The sequence below is a fragment of the Arthrobacter sp. NPDC058127 genome (assembly GCF_042884555.1).
In the GTDB taxonomy this organism is placed as follows: Bacteria; Actinomycetota; Actinomycetes; order Actinomycetales; family Micrococcaceae; genus Arthrobacter.
In genome coordinates, this window is record NZ_JBHVTT010000005.1 from 257,079 (window position 1) to 280,580 (window position 23,502).

Consider the following 23,502-nt stretch of genomic DNA (forward strand, 5'->3'; position numbering starts at 1 on the left):
TAGCGAGCCCCTATAGGTGAGCGAGGGTCGCCCGGGGGCGAGCGCGTGGGGCGGAACGGTTTTGGATCTGCATGACTTTAGGAAGGAACACGATGAGCGAGACGGTCAAGAATGCTGAGTTGAAGGGCACTGCATGGGAGTGGGTGGAACAGCAGAAAGAGCAGCTTTCCGCCTGGCACACGAATATTTGGGAACTGGCCGAACCAGCCTGGCGCGAGTACGAGTCCTGCGCCTGGTACGTCAGGACGCTGCGAGAACATGGCTTTACCGTGGAGGAAGGCAGCGGGGGCATGCCCACCGCATTCGCCGCCGAGTGGACAAGCCCCGCCGGTCCCGGCGCTCGGATCCTTGGCTATGCCGAATACGATGCCATCCCGGGCAATTGCCAGGCGGCGTCCACTAAGAGGGAACCACGAACGGGCATGTCGCGCTTCGCCCCGGGCCATACGGATCCGCATTCCGCCTTGGGCATCTCGACGCTCGCGGGCTTCCTCGCGGCGAAAGATGCAATGGAGCGGCATGACATTCCGGGCACCTTGGTCTACACGGGCGAGCCGGCCGAAAAGGTCCAGGGATCCAAGGTTGTTCACGGCCTCCGCGGCTACTACGACAATCTGGACGCCATCATCTCGTACCACCCGTTCTACATGATGCCCCTGTGCAACACCGCGCGTTGGGACACTCACTGCGGTTCGTACTACAGCAAGATCTACACTTTCACGTGCGACAGCCCGGAGGGCTGGAACAACACCTACGGCGACAGTCCCATCCCGTCGTCGCACTCCGCCGCCCGGGCTCCCGGAGCGGACGCCGCGCTGTTCACGATGTTCTCGCTGACCAAGACGACGCAGGATTCGATGCTGCCGCAGGCGGGTGGCTGGTCGTTGTCGGAAGCGATCCTCACCGCCGGGCAGGCGACGGCGGACAACCAGCCTGCGGGACTCGCCCAGATCCAGTACTCCTGGCGCTGCCCGGGCCTCGCCGAGGCCGACTCCGTGCTCGCCGTGTTGGATCGCAACGCGGAACTCGCCGCGGCTGCATCGCATTGCAGCGTTAGTTCGCGCTGGGTGGCGCGCAACCGTCCGGGCATCGCGAACCACACCGTCGCGCAGGTGGCCTGGGAGAACATCGCCGCTGTTGGCGCGCCGGTTTTGGATGAGCGGGCCCGGAAGATCGGACGAGAGATCCAAGCCTCGTGTGGAGTGGAACCCATGGAAAATCCGTTCCATCCAGCAACGGCCGAGCTCATCACCCCGCAGGGCGCCGAAGCAGAGCTGCGCCGGCACATCCCGGCAACCCAGCAGAACTGGACCAGCGATGATTACGTTGAAATGACCTGGTACGCACCCACCATCCGCTTCTATACGGCGCGGCCCACCTTGGCGCCGGATGAGAAAGGTACTCCATACCCGGGCTGGGCCATGACCGCGATGGGCGGAATGCCGGAGACGATCGACCCCACCATCACGGCGACGGGCAAGATGATTGCCGGCATGGTGCTGGACCTGCTGACTTCTCCGGACGTGCTGGCGAAGGCAAAGGCAGAGTTCGACGCCGAGAAGCGCCGCCGCGGTGCCGTGGCGCCGCTGCTTCCTGCCGATTTCAGCGCGCCGACGGATTTCCGCTGGCCTGAATACATCGGGACAGGCAAGGCCCGCGAGTGGTGGATCCCCGTGTCCGAAGAGGCGTGGAATACTGCCGGCAGTAGCTAATCCGGACGCTCGCTCACATATGACGACCAAATCCCAAACGCTCGCTCACATATGGCCGGAAAATAGCGGAATCCTCCAGCAGATGAGCTGCTGGAGGATTCACTATTTGACCACTTTTGTGAGCGGGCGTCGGGCCGGGAGCCGTTACTTGTGAGCGGGCGTCGGGCCGGGAGCCGTTACTTGTGAGCGGGCGTCGGGCCGGGAGCCGTTACTTGTGAGCGGGCGTCCGCCCGGGAGTCGTCATAGGTGAGCGAGCGTCGGGCCGGGAGTCGTCATATGTGGGCGGGCGTCCGCCGGGGAGCCGTTATAGGTGAGCGGGCGTCACGCCGGACGGCCCGATATGTGAGCGAGCGTTACAGGCCGAGTTCGGCCTTCAGGGCTGCTACGTGGCCTTGGGCCTTGACTTGGTACTGGGTCAGCTTGACCTTGCCCTCGCCGTCGAGCACTACGGTGGAGCGGACCAGTCCGTCTACCACTTCGCCGTTCACGAGCTTCTCGCCCCAGGCACCGTAGGCGAGGGCCACGGCGTGGTCTTCGTCGGAGAGGAGCGGGAAGGTCAGGGAATAGTCGCCGGCGAAGTGTGCGATCTTTTCCGGGGCATCGGGCGAGATGCCCAGGACTTCGTATCCGGAGGACTGCAGGCTGGACAGGCTGTCGCGGAAGTCGCAGGCCTCGGTGGTGCAGCCGGGGGTGGCGGCTTCCGGGTAGAAGTACACGATGACGTTGCGTCCGCGGTAATCGGACAGCGAGACCTTCTGGCCTTCGGAGTTAAGCAGCGCGAAATCGGGGGCCTGGGTTCCGGCGAGGAGTTTCTGGGTCATGTTGCGATCCTTGACTTGTCGGGCAACCGCCGTGGCCGGCGATCAATCTATAGGTGTAACGGGCTGCCTAGATGCAGTATTCCGCGGGTCCGCGGACTGTAGAGCCTGGTCCGGGCACGAACTGGTAGCCGCCTCCACGCACTGTGGCGATGACATGGCGGGCTGAGCCCAGCTTGCGCCGGACGCGTCCAACATACACGTCGATGGACCGAAATGCCGCGCCGGGACAGTCAAGTGACTCCAGAAAACGTTGCAATTCTTCACGTGGGATGGGTCGGGACAGGTTTTCCACGAGGTAGCGGAGGAGGCTGTGTTCCATTGCCGTGAAGCTGACAGGGACCCCATCGAGGAGGACGGTGTTCGCGGCCAGGTCCACTGCCACGGTGCTGCGTCGGCCGGCCAGGGACACCGGCGGGTTGGCAGCGGCGGGGCGGTTTCCGGCGTCGGACGCCTCCGACGCCGAACCGGCGTCGGGCGCTTCCGCACCGTCGGACACGCCGGAAGAATCATCGGACGTTGCAGCTCCGGCGGCGGGCCAAAGGAGGACTTCCGCCCCCGGAGCAAGTTTGCGGGCCCGGGCCAGGACCGCTTCCGCGGCCCGGGCCCAAACCTCGGGATCGATCTCGTGGCCTTCGCCGGGCTGTACCCACACGGCCAGGCCGCGCGGAAGCATCCCGGGCCGAACCAGTCCGGGCCGAAGCCCGGAAGGCCGGGGGGCGGGCTGGTGCCGCGAGGCGTTGAGCCGTGCGGGCAGTTGCCCGTACGGGGCATGGACGTTGACGGCCATGGCTTGGCCTTACACGCCGCCGCGGCGAATCAGCTTGCCGCTGGGCGTCCGGCCGTCGATCTCGCTGCCACGCAGGTACGTTTTGCGTACGACGCCGGAGAGCGCCTTGCCGTCGTACGGCGTGATCGGGTTCTTGTGCTTGAGCTTCTTGACGTCGACGACGAACGCGTCGTCGGGCGCGAAGATGGAGAAATCGGCGTCGTAGCCGAGTGCGAGCTGGCCTTTGTTGTGCAGGCGGGCCAAGGCTGCGGGCTTCTCGGACATCCAGGACACCACCTGCTCGAGGGAGATGCCGCGGTGCCGTGCCTCGGTCCAGATCAGCGAGAGCCCGAGCTGCAACGAGGAGACGCCGCCCCAGGCCACTGCGAAGTCGCCATTTTCCAGGTCCTTCAGGTCAAGCGTCGACGGCGAGTGGTCCGAGACAATGCAGTCGATCGTACCGTCCTGCAGGCCTTGCCAGAGGAGCTCGCGGTTGGAGGCCTCGCGGATGGGAGGGCAGCACTTGTAGGCGGTGGCGCCGTCGGGGATTTCCTCGGCCATGAGCGTGAGGTAGTGCGGGCAGGTCTCCACGGTGAGGTGCACGCCGTCGCGCTTTGCCGAAGCGATCATGGGCAGCGCGTCAGACGACGAGAGGTGCAGGATGTGGGCGCGCGCGCCGGTCCAGCGGGCGCGTTCGATCACTTCGGCGATCGCCTTGTTCTCGGCGCCGCGGGGGCGGGAAGCAAGGAACGTGGAGTAGTGCGCGCCGCCGGGGTGGGGTGCGTGGTCGATCGCGTGGGAGTCCTCGGCGTGGACGATCATGAGGGAGTCGAAGGACTTGAGCTCGGCCATGTCCTCTTCCATCTCGTCCGCGTCGAGATGCGGGAACTCGTCCACGCCCGAGTGGAGGAGGAAGCACTTGAAGCCGAAGACGCCCTCGTCGTGCAACGGGCGGAGGTCCTTCTTGTTGCCCGGAATGGCGCCGCCCCAGAATCCGACGTCCACGAAGGCCTGGTCCTCGGCAACTTCGCGCTTGAGCTTGAGGCCTTCCACGTTGGTGGTGGGCGGGATGGAGTTCAGCGGCATGTCGATGATGGTGGTGACGCCGCCGGCTGCTGCGGCGCGGGTGGCGGAGGCGAAGCCTTCCCACTCGGTGCGGCCGGGCTCGTTGACGTGCACGTGGGTGTCCACGAGGCCGGGGATGAGGGTTTCGTCGTCGCCGAGCTCGATCACCTCGGTGCCGGAGAGCCCGTTGCCCAGCGGTTCAATCGCGACGATCTTGCCGCCCCGGACGCCGACTTCGCGGGCGGTGATGCCGGCGGTGGTGAGGATGCGCTGGCCGCGGATGACCAGGTCAAACGGGCCGTGTGCCGTGGTGGTTTCTTCAGACATGGAGTTGCTCCTTGGTCTCGGTTCGCGCTGCGTCATGGGTGGGTACCGCTTTTTCAGAGAGGCGCACGCCGATGTGCTTACCCAATTCTTCAAGCAGCGGCCCTGCTTCAGCTATACATTTCTCTACATTGGATTCGAGTTCGGTCAACGCGTGGACCGACTCGAAACCGGACTCCGAAAGTTGTTCCGGGCTCAGCGTACTGCGGCCGCAGACGGCAATCACAGGGATCCCGGAACGCGCCGCCGCCCGCGCCACGCCCATGGGCGTTTTGCCGAGCAGGCTTTGTTCGTCGAGGCTGCCTTCGCCAGTGATTACCAGGTCGGCGCCTGCCAGCCGCTGCTCGAGTTCAGTGAATTCGAGTACGACGTCGATGCCCGGCCTGCGTGCCGCGCCCAGCGCCGCGATGGCAATGTAGCCGACGCCGCCTGCCGCGCCCGCGCCCGGTGCCTGTGCGGCGTCCTTCGCTTCGGGGCCGATCTCGGTGGCGAGGACTTGGACGAAGTGGGCCAGAGCCGCGTCGAGCGAGGCGACGTCGTCCGGCGTCGCGCCCTTCTGCGGTCCGAAGATCGCGGCGGCGCCGGTGCGGCCCAAAAGGGGATTGTCGACGTCGGACGCCAGGACGACCTCGGTGGCTTCCAAACGGACATCGAGGTTCGAGAAGTCGATCCGGTCCAAGCGGGCCAGTGCCGCGCCGCCGCCGGGGAGTTCGTTACCTTCGGCGTCGAGGAGGACCGCGCCGAGGCCTTGCAGCACGCCGGCGCCGCCGTCGGTATTGGCACTGCCGCCGACGCCGAGGATGATGTGCCGGCAGCCGAGGTCCAGGGCGGCGCGGATGAGTTCGCCCGTACCCAGGCTGGTGGAGCTCTTGGCCGTTTCGGTGTTCGGGGCGCTGCCGTCGCCGAAGCCCGGCAGTACCGCGAGTCCGGAGGCCGCCGCCATTTCAATGACGGCTTCCTCGCCGCGGACTGCGAATTCGGCCGTGATCGGGTGGCCCGTGGGGCCGGTGACCGTGGCGCTGCGGCGGGTGAAGCCGGAGCCGACGGCGGCGTCGAGAGTCCCCTCGCCGCCGTCGGCCACTGGAATGAGCGTGGTTTCAAAGCCCTCGGCTGGCAAACTCGCCGCTGCGCGGCCAGCGGCGAAACCTGCCCGCAGTCCGGCGCTCAAGCGGCTGGCGACCTCGGGAGCTGACAGCGATCCCTTGAACTTGTCCGGGGCTATGACCACACGCATTCCGTACCTCCTTCAATACTTACTAGTCCAGCAGGGCGATGATCGCAGTGGGGGCGTCTTCGCCGCGCTCGGCCAGCTCTTCGAACTCGTTCACGCCGTTGATTTCAACACCCATGGAGATGTTGGTGACCTTTTCCAGGATCACTTCGACCACAACGGGAACCTTGAACTCGTCCATGAGTGCCTTGGCCTTGTCGAACGCGGCAGGCAGGTCGGACGGGTTCTCCACGCGGATCGCCTTGCAGCCCAGGCCTTCGGCAACCTTGACGTGGTCCACGCCGTAGCCGTTGGTTTCCGGGGAGTTGATGTTCTCGAACGCCAGGGACACGTTCTGTTCCATGTTGAAGCCGCGCTGCGACTGGCGGATCAGGCCCAGGTACGAGTTGTTCACCACCACGTGGATGTACGGCAGGTTGAACTGTGCGCCAACGGCCAGCTCTTCGATCATGAACTGGAAGTCGTAGTCACCGGACAGGGCAACAACGGTCTCGTCCGGCTTGCCGCGAACGACGCCGAGGGCGGCCGGGGCGGTCCAGCCCAAGGGACCGGCCTGGCCGGCGTTGATCCACTTGCGCGGGCCGAAGACGTGCAGCAACTGTGCGCCGGCGATCTGCGAGAGGCCGATGGTGGACACGTAGGTGGTGTCCTTGCCGAAGGCCTTGTTCATCTCTTCGTACACGCGCTGCGGCTTGATCGGGACGTTCTCGAAGTGGGTCTTGCGCTGCAGGGAACCCTTGCGGGCGGTGCACTCGGCGACCCAAGCGGAGTAGTCCGGCAGGGACTTGGCGGCCTGGCGCTCGCGTGCCAGCTCGATCAGCCCGTCCAGCGCCGCACCGGCGTCGGACGCGATACCGAAGTCCGGCGAGAACACGCGGCCGATCTGCGTCGGCTCGATGTCGATGTGCACGAACTTGCGGCCGGCCGTGTAGGTGTCCAGGCCGCCCGTGTGACGGTTGGCCCAGCGGTTGCCGATGCCGATGACGAAGTCCGAGGCCAGCATGGTCTCGTTGCCGTAGCGGTGCGAGGTCTGCAGGCCCACCATGCCTGCCATCAGCACGTGGTCGTCCGGGATGGTTCCCCAGCCCATCAGGGTGGGGATGACCGGAACGTTCAGCAGCTCCGCCAGCTCAACCAGCTGTGCGGAGGCGCCGGCGTTGATGATGCCGCCACCGGCGACGATCAGCGGGCGCTCGGCTGCAGTGAGCATGTCCAGTGCCTTTTCCAGCTGCTTGCGGCTGGCCTTCGGCTTTTCGACGGCGATGGGCTCGTAAGCGTCGATGTCGAACTCGATCTCGGCCATCTGCACGTCGAACGGCAGGTCCAGCAGGACCGGGCCGGGACGTCCGGAACGCATCAGCTGGAAAGCCTTCTGGAAGGCGCCTGGAACCTGGCCCGGTTCCAGGATGGTCATGGCCATCTTGGTGACCGGCTTGGCAATGGACTCGATGTCCACGGCCTGGAAGTCTTCCTTGTGCAGCTTGGCAACCGGGGCCTGGCCGGTGATGCAGAGCATTGGGATGGAATCTGCCCAGGCTGCGTACAGGCCGGTGATCATGTCCGTTCCTGCGGGGCCCGAGGTGCCGATGCAGATGCCGATGTTTCCGTCCGCTGCACGGGAGTAGCCGTCAGCCATGTGGCTGGCGCCTTCAACGTGGCGGGCCAGGGTGTGGCGGATGCCGCCGTGTGCCCGCATCGCGGAATAGAAGGGGTTGATTGCCGCGCCTGGCAGTCCGAACGCCTCGATGGCGCCTTCCTTTGCCAAGATGGCGACGGCTGCGTCTACAGTGCGCATCTTCGTCATGGTGTGCTCCTTGAAAGCTTTGGTGCCCGCTACGGGCGGATTTTTGGGTGTGTCTGGGGGAGCCGGCGTCGGAAGTGCCCGACGCCGGCTGCTGGTTTTCGCTTGTTTCCGCCCTTTGGGGCGGGTGGCCTACTTAGCGCTTGGCTTTACTTGCGACCGCTGAGCTGAAGGACCTGCTTGAAGAGGCCGGAGTGGTCGAGTCCGCCGTCGCCCTGGTTGACAGTGGCGGCGACGAGCTGTGCGACGACGGCGCCGAGCGGGATTGCGACGTTGGCTTCGCGGGCTGCTGAGGTGACGATGCCGAGGTCCTTGTGGTGGAGGGCAAGGCGGAAGCCGGGGTCGAAGTTGCGCTCGAGCATCTTCTGGCCCTTCTGGTCGAGGACCTTGGAGCCGGCCAGGCCGCCGCCGAGGACCTTGAGGGCTGCGTCGGTGTCCACGCCATAGGCCTCAAGGAAGGCGATAGCCTCGCCGAGGACCTCGATGTTGACGGCCACGATCAGCTGGTTCGCTGCCTTGACGGTCTGGCCGGAGCCGGAGGGGCCGACGTGGACGATGGTCTTGCCGACGGCGTTGAGGACATCCTGTGCTGCTTCGAAGTCGGCTGCGTCGCCGCCGACCATGATGGACAGGACGGCGTCGATGGCGCCCTGTTCGCCACCGGAAACCGGTGCGTCGAGCGGGCGGATGCCCGCTGCGACGGCGTCTGCCGAGAGGCGGGCGGCGACGTCCGGGCGGATGCTGCTCGCGTCGATCCAGAGGGTGCCCTGCTTCGCGTTGGCGAAGACACCGTCCGGGCCGCTCACGACGCCTTCGACGTCGGGGGAGTCCGGCACCATGGTGATCACGACGTCGGCGTCCTTGACGGCGTCGGCGATGCTCGTGGCACCCTTGCCGCCTTCGGAGACGAGCTTGTCGATCTTGTCCTGGCTGCGGTTGAAACCGGTGACGGTGTGGCCGGCCTTGACCAAGTTGATGGCCATGGGGAGGCCCATGATTCCGAGTCCGATAACTGCAACGTTGCTCATGATTTTCCTTACTGAAGTCTTTGTTTTAGCTCAGGTGTGCTGGACCCAACTAGCTCGCAGTTGATGTCGTTTTGAGGGCTCTAAACGACATCAATTGCTACCCAGTTGGGCGGGCGGGGACTAGTGGGAGGTGGCGCGCTGGCGGATGGCCCAGCTGAACGCCGTTTCCTGCGGTTCCTTGTATTCGAGGCCGATGTAGCCTTCGTAGCCGAGTTCGCGGCTGCGGGCGATCCATTCGCCGAGGGGAAGCTCGCCGGTTCCGGGAGCCCCGCGGCCGGGGTTGTCGGCGATCTGGATGTGGCCGAAGTCCTTGGCGTGGTTTTCGATGACGGCTGCGACGTCGTCCCCGTTGACTGCCAGGTGGTAGAAGTCGGCGAGGAGCTTGACGTTCGTGGCGCCGGATTCTTCCTTGACGCGGGCGATCACATTGAGGGCGTCGGCGGCCTTGAGGAGCGGGTACTTGGGGGCGCCGCTGACCGGTTCAAGGAGGACGGTGCCGCCGATGCGTGCGACGCCTTCCGCGGCACTGGCCAGGTTCTCGGCCCCGATGGCGTCCTGCTTCTCGGCCGATTCGCCGTCCACGCGGTTGCCGTAGAGGGCGTTGAAGGCCTTGCAGCCGAGCCGCTCGCCGATGCCCGCGACGACGTCGATGTTGTCCAGGAATTCGGAGGAACGGGCGGGCCAGGAAACAAGGCCGCGGTCGCCGCCCGGCATGTTGCCGGCGTTGAAGTTCAGGCCTGTGAGCTGAACGCCAGCGTCCTTGGTGGCGTTCTCGAACTCGGTGACCTGGGCGTCCGACGGGACGGAAGTCTCAAAAGGCCACCAGAATTCGACGGCGTCAAAGCCGGCAGCCTTCGCGGCCGCGGGGCGCTCGAGCAGGGGCAGCTCCGTCAGGAGGATGGAGCAGTTCACTGTGTACGTCATCGTAGGTGTCCTTCCGGGGGAGGGCTTGGGATCCATCTTCCGCTTGGCTTGTTCTCTTGGGCTAGTTCGCCTTCGTTGATTTCCGCTTTGTGGAATTTAGATTCTGCTTTATGAAAAGTTTAGGGAACGAGGGGGTGGGAGTCAAGGGGGTCTTCCGGCGGGAGCGGTTTGGGATACCAAGTGGCGGGGTTGGGTGGGTTGGGAGGGGGGCTGCCGGCGTGCTGCAACGGTTAGGATGCTTTGCGATGCGAGGTCTTGGCGCCTTACTTGATGAATATTGGGGGAATACAGATGACGGAACATCAGGCGCGCTCGCTGCGCGAAGATGCGGGGCTTGGAACGCCGCGATTGGCTACGAGGTCCGACGTGTCGTGGTTGGCGGGGATCATTTCGTGGGCTGGCGCAGCGCAGGTGAAAGGGCCGCTTCGCGAATTGCTTGCTGCGGCCTGTTTCTTCGGCTACCGGAGCAGCATGGTTCGGCTAGTTCGAGCCGGCCAGGTCTGGCACGCCGACCTTGAGCTACTTCTCCTGGTGATACCTGTTGGACGCCCTGCTCGCTCTTCCGGCGCGGTGCTGTGGGGAGGCCTTGGCGCTTTGGCTCTCGTCAGCGTGTTAAGGGGCATCTTTCCGACATTCGGGATGATCGCATATTCGGTTCTTGTCGTGCTTGTGTTGATCTGGCTGATTCCGGCGTTCATCGCGCTCCCTTTCCTTTTGTCGAGGAATATGCGCCGCGCTAATGCGGCTGTGAAGGCATGGAATGCCTCCTCGAGCGAACAGGCCTACAACGTTGCATGCCTTACGAAGCACGACGACGTTGCGTGGGGTTCAGGCGTGCCCTTTGCCAGGAAGGCCCTCATGTTGGCTCTCCCCCCGGGAACGCCGATACTTGCGGTGGCCAGCAAGCCGAAGGAAGTCCGGTTTCTTCGAGCCCTCGGCTTCACAGCGCTGGAGTACAAGGGGGTAGCTACGCGTGCGATGGTGCGGAGGACGTGAGCCGGTTTGGTTGGGTCTAGCTTGAACTGACTCGATCCCGGCCGGCTGACGACACCTCTCTCCGTGTTCACCCTCGATTTACACGGAGAAGCGTCACCGACCACACGGAGATTGCTCGATTTCACACTGAGATTCCGGTCTCCCAGCACTGAGTTCCCCCTTTTTCTACACCGAGACGGCCTTTCTGGCGTTAGCCTGCTTCACAAGGACGGTCCCCGAGCAACCGATTATCGGAGGGCCTCTCTGGAAGATCAGTGCGACGCACAACTTATTGGGGGTTGGGGATGAAGCTGGGTGAGCAACATACTATGGCCGCAGCTGATGACCGGGGGATTACGGGCGTCCACGGGCTAAGGAATCCACAGTGAAAAGCAACCCGATCATTTGGCTTCTACTCGCGCTTGTCTTTGGTTTCTACTCCGCATACATATTTTCAACCATTCGCGGCGACTCACCGTGGAGCATCGTTTCCGCAGTAGTCCTCGGGGCGGCTTCACTTTTTTCGCTGTGGAAGTTCGTGCGTGATGCTAGGGCATCAAAGATCGAAAGAAACGGGCAGTGACACCCGTGCCCCGATTGGTGCGATGGCCTTCCGTTACACCGGCGGATATTGCCGGTGATGTTGGCCATCGGAGAGGAGGGACATGCTCTACTACCTAGACGAGCTCAGGACGGCGATGAATGCGACTCCGGGTCGGCGTCGATACAACTTGATCAGCGGCGTCGTCTTCATCGTGATCGCGGGCGCCCTGTTCGTCGCTGGAGCACCATTTCCCGTCTTTGTTGCCTACTTTTGCGCGTCTTTCGTCCTCGACATCGCTCTTGTTGTCAGGTGGGCCCGCAAAGACGCCATAGCGGCGTATCGCCAAACAGAGAGCGAACCCTAGCGTCTGCCGATTGATGATTTCCTTTGCTCCCTTGTATCTGTTCTGGCGCGCGGCGTTTGGGGCGTTGGGAGGGCTGTGCCTAACGAAGCCATCACCCTGGTGCATCAAAGCAAGCAATCCGACGCTCAAAGCCGTGTACATGAACCGGTCGGCGGATGCATCAGTTCTGCTTTCCTCCATTTCTCGAGCCCCTAGCGCAACGGGTCCAAAACGAACCTGCCGGTGCAATTTCATGGGGCATTGTTCAACTCGGTCCGAAGAGGTAACGGATGGAAGGCTCGAAAGGCCCGAACGAAAAAGCGTGGAGATCGCGCTTCGGAAAGGCTGGGCTCATGACGATCATTTTGATGCTTGTCAACAACAGTTTGTGGACTGGCAGAAATGTAATTCGGGAGGCACTGACGGTCGCCCTTGCGTTTGCCCTTTCGCTTGGCTTCGTAGCCCTATCTGACTTTGCGAGCCACTGGCTTAAGTCTCGTCGGAAAAAGGACTAGGACGCCCTAAGTCCTCGGACTTGACCCCCACCCGGTGTCCAGGGATCGATTGCCGCGGCACGGGCGCTGATTGACCAGCCCGACTTTCATGACGATGAAAACATAGCCGAGAACGCGCGGTATTGGGTATCAGCGGCGTGAGGGATTTCAGTTTGACGCTCGACCCGACGTTGGGGTGGGCGGCGGCGGAGTGGGACTGCTGCCTTGGAGACTTCCCTGGGAAAGGCCAGATCGTGTTCCCCGACCGGGTGTGGAGGGCGTTAGGTTAAACGGACGTTGGCCTGAGCATAAGGAAGGCTTGTGTGTCCGTCTACGTGTTGCCACGTTTCCGTCTACGTGTTGCCATGTTTGACCACTTAGATTCGTCAGCGGCACCACTTAATTTGCCGATTCCAGCACTGAGTCGCGATTTTCGCCCTTAGCCTTCGTGTACGGGTTTCGAACTCGGATCCGAACCTTAGAAGACATTGGGGGATTCATGGAAAAGCGCGTCTTGATTGCTCGGGAAGTCCTCGCGGCAATGCCAGCCCGTGCTACTGCGATCATCGCGCCCGATGCGATCAGGGCTGCGGCGTGCCGCTCCGCGAGCGGTTCTTGCCGGTGACGGCGGCCTTCGGAATGGATCGAAATGCTCTATTACCTAGACGAACTTCTGACGGCAGTGAACGCAACTCCCGGTCGACGCTGGTTCAACCTAGCTAGTGCCGTCCTCATCGTCGTGATGTTCGGTGCACTCGCCAGAACCGGCGTGTCGAGCTGGGTTATCGTCCCGGTGGTTTGCATCGAGTTCGTATGCCACGCAGCCCTTGTTGCTGCCTGGGCCCGAAAAGACATTTTCGAAGCGTACAGACGAAGCGAACGCGCATGCGAAGCCTAAGTTGCCCCCTGTCGCCCCCAAGGGCCGCAGCTACCCCCTTTGCTACGCCCGCTCGGCCCCCAGACTCCGAGAAAGGTTCCGAAAATGATTTTTTCATCAGCTATCCGCAGGACGGGCACTGGTTTCGTGCTCACGTATGTCGCTGGCAGCGCTATTGTCGGGCTCCTCCACGAAACGAAGACACCACCGCTTGCCTGGACCTCCTTGGCTGTTGGCGCGCTCGCCCTGGTTCTAGTGCTCACAACAAAGCCGAGTCCGAAGCGCGATGCTGCTCTGTTCGCGATCAGCGGGATGGGTAGTGGCGTTTTCACGGGAGCGGCGACCGTTGGCTTCCCCGGGTCGCTTCCGATATGGCTTTGGACAATCGGCGCGATCGGTCTTGGAACCATGTCTCTCGTCGTCGACGCGGAGGCCTCCGAAAACAAATCCGTCAGTCGTCTCTAGGCATCGGCGATGCGAAGGCTGTTCGTTCTCGCGCCGGGGCTCGCGGTGGTCATGTTCGTGGCGCGCCTGATCTGGGGCCGGCAACGGGCTCCTCCGTACGTGAAGTAAAAGACTCGCGAGCCGCGATCCCGGACTCGTTCCGTGCGATCGACTCAGGGCGGAGAACATGTTCGATATTCATGTCTGACCAGAAAAGCGGCCGGAATTCCAAGACCGGCCGGTAATTGAGAATGGGGAATCGAATGAAAATGGTTAGGAATGCAAGGAAGGCAATGGCAGCAGGAGCACTGACGGCTCTTTTGGCAATTGGGGCCGCGTCCGGAGCGCAGGCCACTAGCGCATCGGGCACGGCGTATTTCGATAACGGGCAGCCGATCACGGCAAATATGTGGATCCAGCCGGTTTCAAATGGCGGTTGTGGGAGTTTTTCCTCGTCGGCGGTGATGAACGTATCACCAAATTGGATCCGCAATACGACATCGTTCTACCAGTACGGAGTTGGGTCCATCAGTATCAAGGGTGTCAACGTATCGGGATCGGGAACCAGCAACCCGGCGACACTTCAGTGGACCAATAGTAACGGTGCTCGTGGATCCTATCTGAGTGGCACAGTCTGCATGGGTTGGGGGGCCTTCTACCTAGGTGCGGATGTGGCGGCCACCGCTTACTACTACGGCAATTTGCGCACTGCTTCCGCGCGCGTATAACGAAGAGATCGGCACTGCAGTCATGACAAGAAGCCTAGGTATATGCCGTCAAAAGTTGCAGCACACACGAAGCGCCAAACTGTTGTCGGCGCTAATCGTGGCCATGCTTTGCCTGACTGCCTGCAGTGCCGGTCTCTCCGCGCCGACTAACGATGTGTCTGCCATACAAGAGGACTTGAAGAAGCTCGAGGGAATCAACGGTCTCATAAGGATGCCCGAAGGGGAGGGCCAAGAGCGTGGAGATCTGTACACCACTGCGTTGTACTCCGAGGACCTTGGTTCCTACCTGCTGGCCGCGGACAACGCCAATAGGACTGTCCGTGAAGTACTCAGCGAGCAGTCCACAGCTGACCTACCGACCCTCTGGTCGGCGCTCAAGCTGATTAGGGCTGCCGGCGCAGCTTTGCCTGCCGAATTGGAGAAGAGATTGGCCAATGACGCGATGCCTCCGAGACAACAGGATATAGGCGCGGAAATCGCCGCCCTCTGGTTTTGGATCGATATCGGTAGGATGCAAGGCTGGTCCGCGATCGCTAGAAAGTCCTTTGTGGAAGAAGCGCTCGTGCGGCTTGGCGCAATCGACGTCAACTCGATCACGAACAAGCCCTATCTTTTGTGGCGTCTCTTCGATTCCTATTCGGCTCTGCAAAAGGAGAAGCCCAGCGAATTGGAACGAGCGTTGAAGAACGTGGATTCCATGAAGCTCCCTGGCGACTATGAGTCAACCCTTGACTTTCAAGCCGCTCTCGAAGCGAGAGTAACTCATAGAAAGGATCTGGTCGCTCCCAGCGATGCTAGAGACCATATCGTTAGGCTTTTGGATTCAAACCAGGTGCATGATGACGCGCTGATCGCGTCAATGCTGCGTTCCCTGGAATTGCTGAACGCGCACAGCGAGGCGCAGCGACTTGTCAAATACCGTATTGCGCCCAGGGTCGACCAGAAGACCGGACTTATCCGTTCATCAACTCTCGCCAAAGGGTCGGTCCATGGGACGTATCTTGCCGCGAGACTGCTCGACACGAGCTTTTCAGCGGTCGCAAGTGAGCGAACCCGAGACGAGCTGGAACGGGTTCTGAAGGCGTCCGAAACCGACCTCGTCTCTCAGCTCAAGGCGCTTGTGGCGCTGAAGCGCTCCGGCTCTTCGTCCTGGGGAAGTTACGGTCCGGTCATAGAGCGGGGAAAGGCAGCGCTTCCGGCCGTCGTGACATTGGCAAATCTCAGCGGGTACATCGACTTGGTGGATGTGCTGGTGCAGCTTGAGCCCAGTGCCCAGTTGGCGCGACTGGAGGCGTTCGATGCAGACCCCGGAGTTGAAGACCTACTCTCCGGCGCTCTGATGGCGCTCTCCAACTCCATGTACTTCTCAAACAGTGAAGAAGTGAGATCAATGTTTCCGGCCGCCCAGTCCGCCCTCCCGCAGCTCATCGATTCACCCAAAGGAAACGGCCTGAACTATTTTCGGGCGTTGACCGCGATGACGAACGCAAGTCGCTCCGGACTTGGATCAAACGACTTCGACAAGGCGGCCGAGAAACTCCGGACTCTGAAAGGCTGCAAAGAATTCCCGTCCTTGTATCGGATGGAAGCAGGCAAGTCGTCACCTTGTAGCCTCTCGATTTCGGCGGCCATGATCGCGGTCCCGGGTGCCTACGACTTCGGGGAGAACAAGTGACCTCGGTACTGCGTCTTGAGAACATCGCCAAGTCTTTTGCAGATGAACGCGGGAATCGACAAATAGTCCTTCCTGGAATCAGCCTGAATGTCGAGGCAGGTGAAATCGTCTGGCTGCGAGGTGAGTCAGGTTCGGGGAAGTCAACGATCTTGAATATCTCCGGACTTCTGTCGACCCCCGATGCCGGCAAAGTGTGGATTAACGGTGACGACAGAACCAATGCGTCGTCGCGGACGGCGAGTCTCATTCGCGCGAACGAAATTGGAATGGTTTTTCAGAGCAGCAACCTACTGCCCGAACTTACGGCGTTGGAAAATGTCCTCCTTGCCAGCCGCCAGCCCATGACACGCGCAACGGTTACGGAACAGTTGGAATGCTTCGGTCTGGGGGCGGTCGCCGACCGGCAAGCGAAGAGGCTTTCCGGCGGGCAGCAACAAAGAGTCGCGTTTTGCCGCGCACTGATCAACGAACCATTGCTGCTACTAGCGGACGAACCAAGTTCGGGTCTTGACGCGCCAAACACTGGAGCCATCCTCGAGGCCATGCGAACGGGCGCCAACAGCGGGTGCGGTGTCCTCGTCGCTTCCCACGACCAAGTCTTCCAGCAGGTGGCCCACCGTCAGCTTCCTATGAAGGAGTTGCTCCGTGAACAGAAATAGAATCCTTGCTGCGAGGTCAGTGCGGCTTTCTCTATCGAAATTGAGGCCACTCGCGGTCCTGATGAGTCTTGGCATCGCGGTATTCATTTTCGCCGACAGCATCGTCGGGGCCGGCATAAGTTCATACTCAAACAAGATCACCACCAACTCCGCCCTGAATTACGTTGAGGTGACATCGGTCGGTCCAGACTCAGCTCGCGAGATCACCGACGACTCGTTGTCCCGGTTCGACCAAATCGATCACGTGGTGGGGTCCTCCGGCTGGGCGCAAATTGACCTCGCCATCGAGGATCCGGCGAACTGGCCATCTCAGAACAACCCCGGTGCATTCATGGGGACGCCATTTATCAGTGGCATCGCCCCAAAAGTACTGCTCGGAGACGTGCCCGGAGACGGCCCTGGGGTAGGCCAGATCCTGCTCCCCGACAGGGGACAGGGTCAGAAGTACGCTCAGCTGCTCGGCAAGGTAATGAGCTTCGTGTACACGAAGGAAATCGGCCCCGGCAACGGAGAACCCGTTTCCGTTTCTCTCCGCGTGTCAGGAATCTATGACAACTCGTCGCCGGGCACGGATGGCGCGCAGGCCGCGTACGTATCTCGCGAGTTACTCAAGTCAACACTCGCCAACGCTCGGCCAAATGCCAAAGGGTTAACCTATCCCCGCGCATATGTTCGCGTTGACTCAGCAGACGAAGTGATCAACGTGCAAAACCAAGTTCGAGCCCTCGGATACTCGGTGAACAGCGTTGCGGGCCAAATCCGGTCCTTGTCAGGACTGTTTGCGCTTCTCGCCCTTGTCAGTTGGGTGATCGGTGGGTTCCTGATCATCTTCTGCCTCGGGGTTGGAGTGTCCGTTGGTGGCAGCTGGATAAAGCAGAGGGCCCGCGAGGTGGGTCTTCTCAAGGCCATCGGCTGGTCGGGGGCCTCGATAGCAGGGGTTTATATGGTCGAGTTGGCAGTAGTGGGTCTCATCATCGGCCTGGTTGGGGCGTTCCTGGGAACCTTTTGCTCCATCGTAGGAACGGCGGTCTTCAGCGGCCTGCAACTCGACCTTCTGCCGGTGGCTGCGTGGGCAATGCCCAACTGGCTGCTCGTGCTCGGAGCACTCTTCTGCGTGCCCTTGTTCTTGTGCCTTGGAGCCATCGGCCACGTCGCAAGACTCGCTCGGCTCGACGCGGATTCCTCGCTGAGAGACTTGTAGCTCCCCCTAGTGCCCCAGACTCCGAGCAAACCGCGCGACCGCGTTTTCCGCCGTCGGGACCGGTCCGAATACTTCGGCTTGGCGCGAAGTGTCCGCGACGTATTTGCCGGTCTCGAACCATGCGAGCATGGAGCTCATGTCCTTGACCATAGGGACGAAAGGTCCCATTAGCGCGCCGAGCGCGTGAACCAACCCGGCCGGCATCGAGCGCACGCGGACTTGCTCACCCGCAAAAGTCGACGCGAGGTCCGCGATATCCTGCATGCTGACAGCTCGGTCCCATCCGATGTCGATCCGCTCGCCGTCGGCGATGTCCGCGTCGACAGCAGCTGCGAGGTAGCAGGCGAGGTCGGAGGTGAGCACGAAGGTCAGCGGGACGGTCTTGGTGCCGAACCACGTGAGGCGCTTCTTCTCGAAGGGGTCTCCTCCCATCTGGGTGATCTGGTCGAGAAACGCGCCGGGGCGAAGTGCGACAAACGGGACACCCAGTTCCTCCAGCTTGTCTTCCGTGAGCTTCTTGTGCCAGAAATGCGGGACGTCCGGTGTCTGGTCCGAGGTGAGAATGCTGACCAGAATGAATCGCCTGACACCCGTCCGGCTCGCAGCGACGGCTAGGTTGGTGTTGCCGGTCGTGTCGATCTCCAAGGCCCGTTTGTCCCGGCGGGTGTACCCGGCCGCAGAGGTGATAACGGCGTCGGCCCCTGTCATAGCGGCGACGAGAGAGTCAAGGTCGAGCATGTCGCCGCGGGCAATATCGACACCTTTGGCCTCGAGCTTGCTCGCGTCCGATCCTGGCCGGACCAACGCCCGGACGCTCTTTCCCCTTGCGAGCAGTTCATCGACCACTTTGCCGCCGACATGGCCAGTGCCGCCGACGACGAGGACCGGTTTGGTGTCAGTCATGGAGTGCTCCTTCGTGCAGGGACGAAGACCAAGCCTCGCTCGGCCAGTCCGGTGACAAGGCTCTTACAACTCAGTTCGAGACCCTCCGAACATATCGCGCAGTGGATTGCACGGCGAGAGGTGGTTGGGGGGAGTACCTCACTCCAACCCCTCCCCAATCTCCCGCCCGATCCGCCGCAGCAGTTCCACCGAAAACCCAGGATCCTTCGACGAGTCCCGGTCCGTGTAGTCCGTCAGTGTGTAGACACGCGAGAGCGACATCTCGGACCACCGCTCCCGCGGCAGCAACGAGCGGCCCGCGACGGCGATGATCGGCCGGGTGCCCGAGCGGCGCGCGACGGCGGCCGGCAGCTTTCCGGCGAGGGTCTGCTCGTCGATGCTGCCCTCGCCGGTCACCACAAGGTCGCACCCTTCCTTCCGGGCGTCGAAGTCCAGGAGGTCCAGGAAGTAGTCCGCCCCGGAAACTTGAGAAGCGCCAAGCAACATGCACGCAAAGCCGACCCCGCCGGCGCTTCCGGCGCCGGGATGCTCGGCAAGGGAAGCCGCACTCTCAAACCCGCCCGAAGTGAGCACAGAGACAAAGTGCGTCAGACCGGCGTCGAGCGCTGCAACATCCGCAAGCGATGCGCCCTTCTGCGGACCGAACACGGCCGGCGCACCGTCCGGCCCGCAGAGCGGGTTATGCACATCGCTCGCGACAATCAGCTCCACACCAATCAGCCCAGGAGGCGCATCCACAGAATGAACAAGGCCAAGATTCCGCCCGTTGCCCTCCAAAGAACAGCCGGAGGCATCTAGGAAGCGGTAGCCCAGGGCGGTGAGCATGCCCATTCCTCCGTCGGTGCTGGCGCTGCCTCCGAGTGCCAGGACGATCCGCGCCGGCCTGAACGAGAGGGCAAAGAGAACAGCCTCGCCAAAACCGCGGCTCGACGCATCGAGCGGCAAAAGACGTCCGTCCGGCAACAGCCCCAAACCGCAAGTGTTCGCTACTTCCACAACAGCAGTGACGCCGTCGAACGCGATGATCGCCTGCACGGGCTGTCCGGTCGGGCCGGGGACTACGAAAGCGTGGCGAGCGAACCCGGAGGCGACGGCGGCATCGACGCTGCCGTCACCTCCGTCCGCCAGCGGTAGCAGCTCACACCGAACCGCTCCGACGGAACGCAGCCCGACTGCCAGGGCGTCCGCCACCTCGCTGGCGGTGAGGCTGCCTTTGAACTTGTCGGGCGCGATGAGGACGGTCTTCGGGGCGGATGCGTTCGCCATGTCAGATGGAGTCCGAGTAAGCCGGGCGGCGTTCAGCGGGCTGAAAAGGCTCGACGGCGGCAGCGTGCGGCGGAACTTCAGGAACCTGAATCGGCTCCATAACTTCGCCCGCGAAGACGCGGCGGACGCGGTCGGCGTCGAGGGTGCGGTCCCACCAGGCGATGAACAGCGTGGCGACAGCGTTGCCGGTGAAGTTGACGAGGGCACGGCATTCGGACATGAACTTGTCGATGCCGAAGATGAGCATGATGCCGGCGGCCGGGATGGTACCGATGGTGGCCAACGTTGCGGTGAGGGCGATGAAGCCGCCGCCTGCGACGCCCGCAGCACCTTTGGACGTAAGCAGCATGACGGCGATGAGGCCCAACTGCTGGCCGATGCTCAGGTGCGTGTTGGTCGCTTGGGCGATATATACGGCGGCCAGGGAAAGGTAGATCGCTGCGCCGTCGAGGTTGAAGCTGTAGCCGGTGGGGACAACGAGCCCTACAGTCTCTTTCTTGACGCCGGCGTGCTCGAGTTTGCGCATCAGGCCCGGCAGCGCAGGTTCGGCGGTCGAGGTGCCCAGAATGATCAAGTATTCCTCTTTGAAGTGCCTGATCATCGTGAAGATGTTCAGCTTCAGGAACGCCATGACCGAGCCGAGGACCACCACCACAAAGAGGATCGAAGTGACATAGAAGAGTGCGATCAGCCCGCCCATGCTGGTCAAGGAGGACACACCGTACTTGCCGACCGCGAACGCCATGGCACCGAAGGCACCCAGCGGCGCGGCCTTCATGATGAAGCCCAGGATCTTGAACATCACGCCGGTGAGCCGCTGCACGCCGTCGAGCACCGGCGCGCCGAGCTTGCCCAGCGCGTTCAACGCGATCCCGAAGACTACCGCGATGAAGATGATCTGGAGAATATCGCCCGCAATGAAAGGCTGGACGATGCTCGTGGGGATGATGTTGGTCAGGAACTGCCACCATTCCTGGTGCGCCCCGGCGTCGATGAGTTTGGCGGCGGCATCGGTGGTCTTGATGGTGCCGGCAGTGGCGTTGACGCCCTCGCCGAGCCGGAAGATATTGATCGCCACCAGGCCGAACACCAAAGCACAAATGGTGCCGAGCTGGAAGTAGGTGAGGGCCTTCAGGCCCGTCATCCCGACCTTCTTCAGGTCCGCGACGCTCGCGATCCCACCGACGATGGTCAGGAAGACGATCGGGCCGATGAGCATCCTCATCGCATTGACGAACGTGGTCCCGATCGGCTCCATGGCAATGCCCGCAGTCGGCGCGAGCCAGCCGAGCAGGACGCCAATGAGAATGGCGGTCAGAACCCAGAAATACAGTTGCCGGTACCAGCGTTTTTTGGGTGCCGGAGTCGGATGACCGGCGGTTGATGTGTGTCCCATGATTCCTACCTCATTGTGGAAAATCTCTGGAGAATGCTGAAAGGGTAAGCGGCGTCCCGAGGGCCCCGACGCGAGCTTGCGAGCGTTGGGAAGGGACCTCCGCGTTAGACAGCGGCGAGGGTGTGCGTAAGTGCCTTGATGATCGCTTCGGTGACGTCGTCCGTGTTGGCTTCGCCGCCGACGTCGCGGGTCAAGTACCCGGCGGCGGTGGTCTGCTCGATGGCCGCCTCGACCAAGCGGGCTTCTTCGCGCAGGCCGAAGTGGTCCAGCATCAGGGCGGCGCTGGCGATGGCGCCGATCGGGTTGCTGATGCCCTTGCCTGCGATGTCCGGCGCGGAACCGTGGACTGGTTCGAACATGCTGGGGAAGCGGCGCTCCGGGTTCAGGTTGGCGCTCGCGGCGAGGCCGAGGCTGCCGGCGAGGGCGGAACCGAGGTCCGAGAGGATATCGGCGTTCAGGTTGGACGCGACCACCACTGACAGTTCCTCCGGGTGGAGGATGAACTTGGCGCTCATTGCGTCAACCAGGACGCTTTCAGTTTGGACGTCCGGGTAATCGAGGGCGACGCGATTGAAGGTTTCGTCCCAGAGGACCATGCCGTACTGCTGGGCGTTGGACTTGGTGACGGACGAGACCTTCTTGACCGTGCGGGTCCGGGCGAGCTCGAACGCGAAACGCATGATGCGCTCGCAGCCCTTCTCGGTGAACAGCGCGGTTTGCAGCGCCACTTCGTTGCCCGGGCCGCGACCGCTCAGGTTGCGACCGCCGAGTCCGGCGTATTCGCCTTCGCTGTTTTCGCGGACAACGATCCAGTCGAGCTCGGTGTTGTCAGCCTTGCGGAGCGGGGACTCGATGCCGGGGAGGAACTTGACGGGGCGGATGTTGGCCCACTGGTCGAAGTTCTGGGTGATGTTCAGGCGCAAACCCCAGAGGCTGATGTGGTCCGGGACGTTCTCCCAGCCGACGGCTCCGAAGTAGATGGCGTCGAAGTCCTTGAGGGCGTCCAGGCCCTTGGGGTCCATCATTTGGCCGGTCTTCTCGTAGTAGCCGCAGCCCCACGGGAACTCGGTCCATTCAAAGGCGAACTTGCCGTTCGAGTTCGCAGCAAGGGCGTCCAAGACGCGGCGGCCTGCCGAGACAACTTCCTTGCCGACGCCGTCTGCGGGGATCGATGCGATGCTGAATTTCTGGGTGGCGCTCATGCCTACCTCCTCGTTGAGTTTGTTAGCAGAGTCACACTGCTTTCCTCTTCAAGTAGACGGGCGGCGGGTAGGCGGCGTCCAAGACTTAGTTTCGATACGACTGATAGGCAGCGCCTATTGATTTTGGCCGTTGGTGCGCTCGGTGTGTTCCGCAGCGACCTTCAAAAACGCCTTGGCCGCGGGGGTGAGGTTGTCTTTGCGGCTGAGGACCGCGACGTCCAGATGGCTCACCGGTTCGATGAGCAGGGTGCGCAGCCCCGCTTTATGCGCGGTAGGAGCCCACGACGACGGCATCACCGCGTGCCCGACTCCCGCCAGAACGAGGGGCAATATGGAGGTCCGGTGGGCGACTTCGACAACGATCTCCACCTCTACGCCGTGCGCCAGGGCATCATCGACGAGCCAACGCATGAGGGAGCCTCGCTGGCTGGCAATGATGCGCTGGCCTCCGAGATCCTCCCGTTGGATTGCCGTTTGCTCGGCGCCGAAGGTGTCGGCCCGCGGGTTGACGATCAAGATGAGCGGTTGCTTTTCGAGTTCGAGGACCTGGACGCCGGGGACCAGGATCGGCGTAGGCGAGCCGGCCAGTCCAATCTCGGAGCTGCCGTTCCGGACTGACTCGATCACTTCTTCGGGAGTGAAGGCGGCACTGATGTTGAGCCGGACTGCGGGGTAGACCTTGGTGAAGGCGGCGATCATGGACGTCAGCGGCTCGATGCCGGGGGACGGCATGGTGATGATGTCGAGTCGGCCGCTCCTGATCCCCTGGAGTGACTGGACCGCTGATTGTGCGGCGTCGAGATCCCGCATGACGAGTCTGGCCGGGCCGATCAGCTCCTTGCCGGCTTCGCTGAGGACTGCCCGGCGGCCGATGCGGTGGAACAGCGGAACGCCGAGTTCCTTCTCCAGGCTCGCTATGGTCTGGGAAAGCGAAGGTTGCGCGATCAGCAGGTGTTCGGCGGCGCGGTTGAACCCGTCGTGATCGACGACGGCTAGAAAGTACTTCAGTTTTCGAGTGTCCACAGTGCGGCTCCTCTGGCTGGGCGGCGGTCTGGGCTATCGGGGGCTGGCCCGCCCCAAAAAGTCCGGCTGCTTCTCAAGATTTTCGCCTGGGCGCGGTTCT

19 protein-coding genes and 1 pseudogene are annotated in these 23,502 nt (G+C 62.6%); 8 read left to right on the forward strand and 12 right to left on the reverse strand.

Annotated elements, in window-relative coordinates:
- Nucleotides 1–92 precede the first annotated feature (92 nt).
- Nucleotides 93–1,712, forward strand: coding sequence for an amidohydrolase (locus ACFVTG_RS10470; protein WP_390280150.1), 1,620 nt, complete (start codon nucleotides 93–95; stop codon nucleotides 1,710–1,712).
- Nucleotides 1,713–2,065: 353 nt separating this feature from the next.
- Here ACFVTG_RS10470 and bcp read toward each other — a convergent pair whose 3' ends face one another.
- From bcp to ACFVTG_RS10505, 7 genes are all read right to left on the reverse strand, one after another.
- Nucleotides 2,066–2,533, reverse strand: a complete 468-nt coding sequence (gene bcp / locus ACFVTG_RS10475; protein ID WP_078107485.1) for a thioredoxin-dependent thiol peroxidase — start codon at nucleotides 2,531–2,533, stop codon at nucleotides 2,066–2,068.
- A gap of 67 nt (nucleotides 2,534–2,600) precedes the next feature.
- Complete coding sequence (locus tag ACFVTG_RS10480; RefSeq protein WP_390280152.1) at nucleotides 2,601–3,320, reverse strand: winged helix-turn-helix domain-containing protein; 720 nt, start codon at nucleotides 3,318–3,320, stop codon at nucleotides 2,601–2,603.
- Between the two features lie 9 nt (nucleotides 3,321–3,329).
- Entirely contained in the window at nucleotides 3,330–4,691 is a 1,362-nt protein-coding gene (allB, locus tag ACFVTG_RS10485; RefSeq protein ID WP_390280154.1) for an allantoinase AllB, read from the reverse strand.
- Nucleotides 4,684–5,922, reverse strand: coding sequence for a glycerate kinase (locus ACFVTG_RS10490; RefSeq protein WP_390280156.1), 1,239 nt, complete (start codon nucleotides 5,920–5,922; stop codon nucleotides 4,684–4,686). The genes allB and ACFVTG_RS10490 overlap by 8 nt, the downstream gene beginning before the upstream one ends.
- Nucleotides 5,923–5,944: 22 nt before the next feature.
- Nucleotides 5,945–7,723, reverse strand: coding sequence for a glyoxylate carboligase (gcl, locus tag ACFVTG_RS10495; protein ID WP_284752971.1), 1,779 nt, complete (start codon nucleotides 7,721–7,723; stop codon nucleotides 5,945–5,947).
- Nucleotides 7,724–7,869: 146 nt separating this feature from the next.
- Nucleotides 7,870–8,748: a 2-hydroxy-3-oxopropionate reductase gene (locus ACFVTG_RS10500; protein ID WP_390280159.1), complete on the reverse strand. Its 879-nt coding sequence runs from the start codon at nucleotides 8,746–8,748 to the stop codon at nucleotides 7,870–7,872.
- Nucleotides 8,749–8,868: 120 nt separating this feature from the next.
- A complete protein-coding gene (locus ACFVTG_RS10505; protein WP_390280161.1) occupies nucleotides 8,869–9,672 on the reverse strand; it encodes a hydroxypyruvate isomerase family protein in 804 nt (267 codons plus the stop codon).
- Nucleotides 9,673–9,963: 291 nt separating this feature from the next.
- On the opposite strand from ACFVTG_RS10505, the gene ACFVTG_RS10510 reads away from it, so the two are divergent.
- From ACFVTG_RS10510 to ACFVTG_RS10540, 7 genes and pseudogenes are all read left to right on the forward strand, one after another.
- Nucleotides 9,964–10,668: a hypothetical protein gene (locus ACFVTG_RS10510; protein ID WP_390280163.1), complete on the forward strand. Its 705-nt coding sequence runs from the start codon at nucleotides 9,964–9,966 to the stop codon at nucleotides 10,666–10,668.
- A 644-nt stretch (nucleotides 10,669–11,312) separates the two neighbouring features.
- Nucleotides 11,313–11,555: a hypothetical protein gene (locus ACFVTG_RS10515; protein WP_390280165.1), complete on the forward strand. Its 243-nt coding sequence runs from the start codon at nucleotides 11,313–11,315 to the stop codon at nucleotides 11,553–11,555.
- A gap of 1,455 nt (nucleotides 11,556–13,010) precedes the next feature.
- Nucleotides 13,011–13,370 (forward strand): hypothetical protein, encoded by a 360-nt coding sequence (locus ACFVTG_RS10520; RefSeq protein ID WP_390280167.1) that lies wholly within the window; start codon nucleotides 13,011–13,013, stop codon nucleotides 13,368–13,370.
- A 272-nt stretch (nucleotides 13,371–13,642) separates the two neighbouring features.
- On the forward strand, nucleotides 13,643–14,077 hold the full coding sequence (locus ACFVTG_RS10525; RefSeq protein ID WP_390280169.1) for a hypothetical protein: 435 nt from the start codon (nucleotides 13,643–13,645) through the stop codon (nucleotides 14,075–14,077).
- 175 nt (nucleotides 14,078–14,252) lie between these two features.
- Nucleotides 14,253–15,752, forward strand: a complete 1,500-nt coding sequence (locus tag ACFVTG_RS10530; protein WP_390280171.1) for a hypothetical protein — start codon at nucleotides 14,253–14,255, stop codon at nucleotides 15,750–15,752.
- Nucleotides 15,749–16,240, forward strand: a pseudogene (locus ACFVTG_RS10535) (ABC transporter ATP-binding protein); the annotation flags it as partial. The gene ACFVTG_RS10530 and the pseudogene ACFVTG_RS10535, both read left to right, overlap by 4 nt.
- A gap of 157 nt (nucleotides 16,241–16,397) precedes the next feature.
- Nucleotides 16,398–17,612, forward strand: a complete 1,215-nt coding sequence (locus tag ACFVTG_RS10540; RefSeq protein ID WP_390280173.1) for an ABC transporter permease — start codon at nucleotides 16,398–16,400, stop codon at nucleotides 17,610–17,612.
- Between the two features lie 6 nt (nucleotides 17,613–17,618).
- On the opposite strand, the gene ACFVTG_RS10545 is transcribed toward ACFVTG_RS10540, so the two are convergent.
- The 5 genes from ACFVTG_RS10545 to ACFVTG_RS10565 form a co-directional block, all read right to left on the reverse strand.
- Nucleotides 17,619–18,515 carry an NAD(P)H-binding protein gene (locus ACFVTG_RS10545; protein WP_390280175.1) on the reverse strand — a complete coding sequence of 299 codons (897 nt, stop codon included), beginning with the start codon at nucleotides 18,513–18,515 and terminating at the stop codon, nucleotides 17,619–17,621.
- 138 nt (nucleotides 18,516–18,653) lie between these two features.
- A complete protein-coding gene (locus ACFVTG_RS10550; protein ID WP_390280177.1) occupies nucleotides 18,654–19,781 on the reverse strand; it encodes a glycerate kinase in 1,128 nt (375 codons plus the stop codon).
- Between the two features lies 1 nt (nucleotide 19,782).
- A complete protein-coding gene (dctA, locus tag ACFVTG_RS10555) occupies nucleotides 19,783–21,177 on the reverse strand; it encodes a C4-dicarboxylate transporter DctA (RefSeq protein ID WP_390280179.1) in 1,395 nt (464 codons plus the stop codon).
- A 104-nt stretch (nucleotides 21,178–21,281) separates the two neighbouring features.
- Nucleotides 21,282–22,379: a tartrate dehydrogenase gene (locus ACFVTG_RS10560; RefSeq protein ID WP_284752983.1), complete on the reverse strand. Its 1,098-nt coding sequence runs from the start codon at nucleotides 22,377–22,379 to the stop codon at nucleotides 21,282–21,284.
- Nucleotides 22,380–22,493: 114 nt separating this feature from the next.
- Entirely contained in the window at nucleotides 22,494–23,402 is a 909-nt protein-coding gene (locus ACFVTG_RS10565) for a LysR family transcriptional regulator (RefSeq protein WP_390280181.1), read from the reverse strand.
- Nucleotides 23,403–23,502 lie beyond the last annotated feature (100 nt).

Excerpts from the sequence above, each read along its gene's own strand:
- ACFVTG_RS10470 (WP_390280150.1), top strand. The coding sequence starts at position 93 with ATGAGCGAGACGGTCAAGAATGCTGAGTTGAAGGGCACTGCATGGGAG.
- bcp (WP_078107485.1), bottom strand. The coding sequence starts at position 2,533 with ATGACCCAGAAACTCCTCGCCGGAACCCAGGCCCCCGATTTCGCGCTG.
- ACFVTG_RS10480 (WP_390280152.1), bottom strand. The coding sequence starts at position 3,320 with ATGGCCGTCAACGTCCATGCCCCGTACGGGCAACTGCCCGCACGGCTC.
- allB (WP_390280154.1), bottom strand. The coding sequence starts at position 4,691 with ATGTCTGAAGAAACCACCACGGCACACGGCCCGTTTGACCTGGTCATC.
- ACFVTG_RS10490 (WP_390280156.1), bottom strand. The coding sequence starts at position 5,922 with ATGCGTGTGGTCATAGCCCCGGACAAGTTCAAGGGATCGCTGTCAGCT.
- gcl (WP_284752971.1), bottom strand. The coding sequence starts at position 7,723 with ATGACGAAGATGCGCACTGTAGACGCAGCCGTCGCCATCTTGGCAAAG.
- ACFVTG_RS10500 (WP_390280159.1), bottom strand. The coding sequence starts at position 8,748 with ATGAGCAACGTTGCAGTTATCGGACTCGGAATCATGGGCCTCCCCATG.
- ACFVTG_RS10505 (WP_390280161.1), bottom strand. The coding sequence starts at position 9,672 with ATGACGTACACAGTGAACTGCTCCATCCTCCTGACGGAGCTGCCCCTG.
- ACFVTG_RS10510 (WP_390280163.1), top strand. The coding sequence starts at position 9,964 with ATGACGGAACATCAGGCGCGCTCGCTGCGCGAAGATGCGGGGCTTGGA.
- ACFVTG_RS10515 (WP_390280165.1), top strand. The coding sequence starts at position 11,313 with ATGCTCTACTACCTAGACGAGCTCAGGACGGCGATGAATGCGACTCCG.
- ACFVTG_RS10520 (WP_390280167.1), top strand. The coding sequence starts at position 13,011 with ATGATTTTTTCATCAGCTATCCGCAGGACGGGCACTGGTTTCGTGCTC.
- ACFVTG_RS10525 (WP_390280169.1), top strand. The coding sequence starts at position 13,643 with ATGGCAGCAGGAGCACTGACGGCTCTTTTGGCAATTGGGGCCGCGTCC.
- ACFVTG_RS10545 (WP_390280175.1), bottom strand. The coding sequence starts at position 18,515 with ATGACTGACACCAAACCGGTCCTCGTCGTCGGCGGCACTGGCCATGTC.
- ACFVTG_RS10550 (WP_390280177.1), bottom strand. The coding sequence starts at position 19,781 with ATGGCGAACGCATCCGCCCCGAAGACCGTCCTCATCGCGCCCGACAAG.
- dctA (WP_390280179.1), bottom strand. The coding sequence starts at position 21,177 with ATGGGACACACATCAACCGCCGGTCATCCGACTCCGGCACCCAAAAAA.
- ACFVTG_RS10560 (WP_284752983.1), bottom strand. The coding sequence starts at position 22,379 with ATGAGCGCCACCCAGAAATTCAGCATCGCATCGATCCCCGCAGACGGC.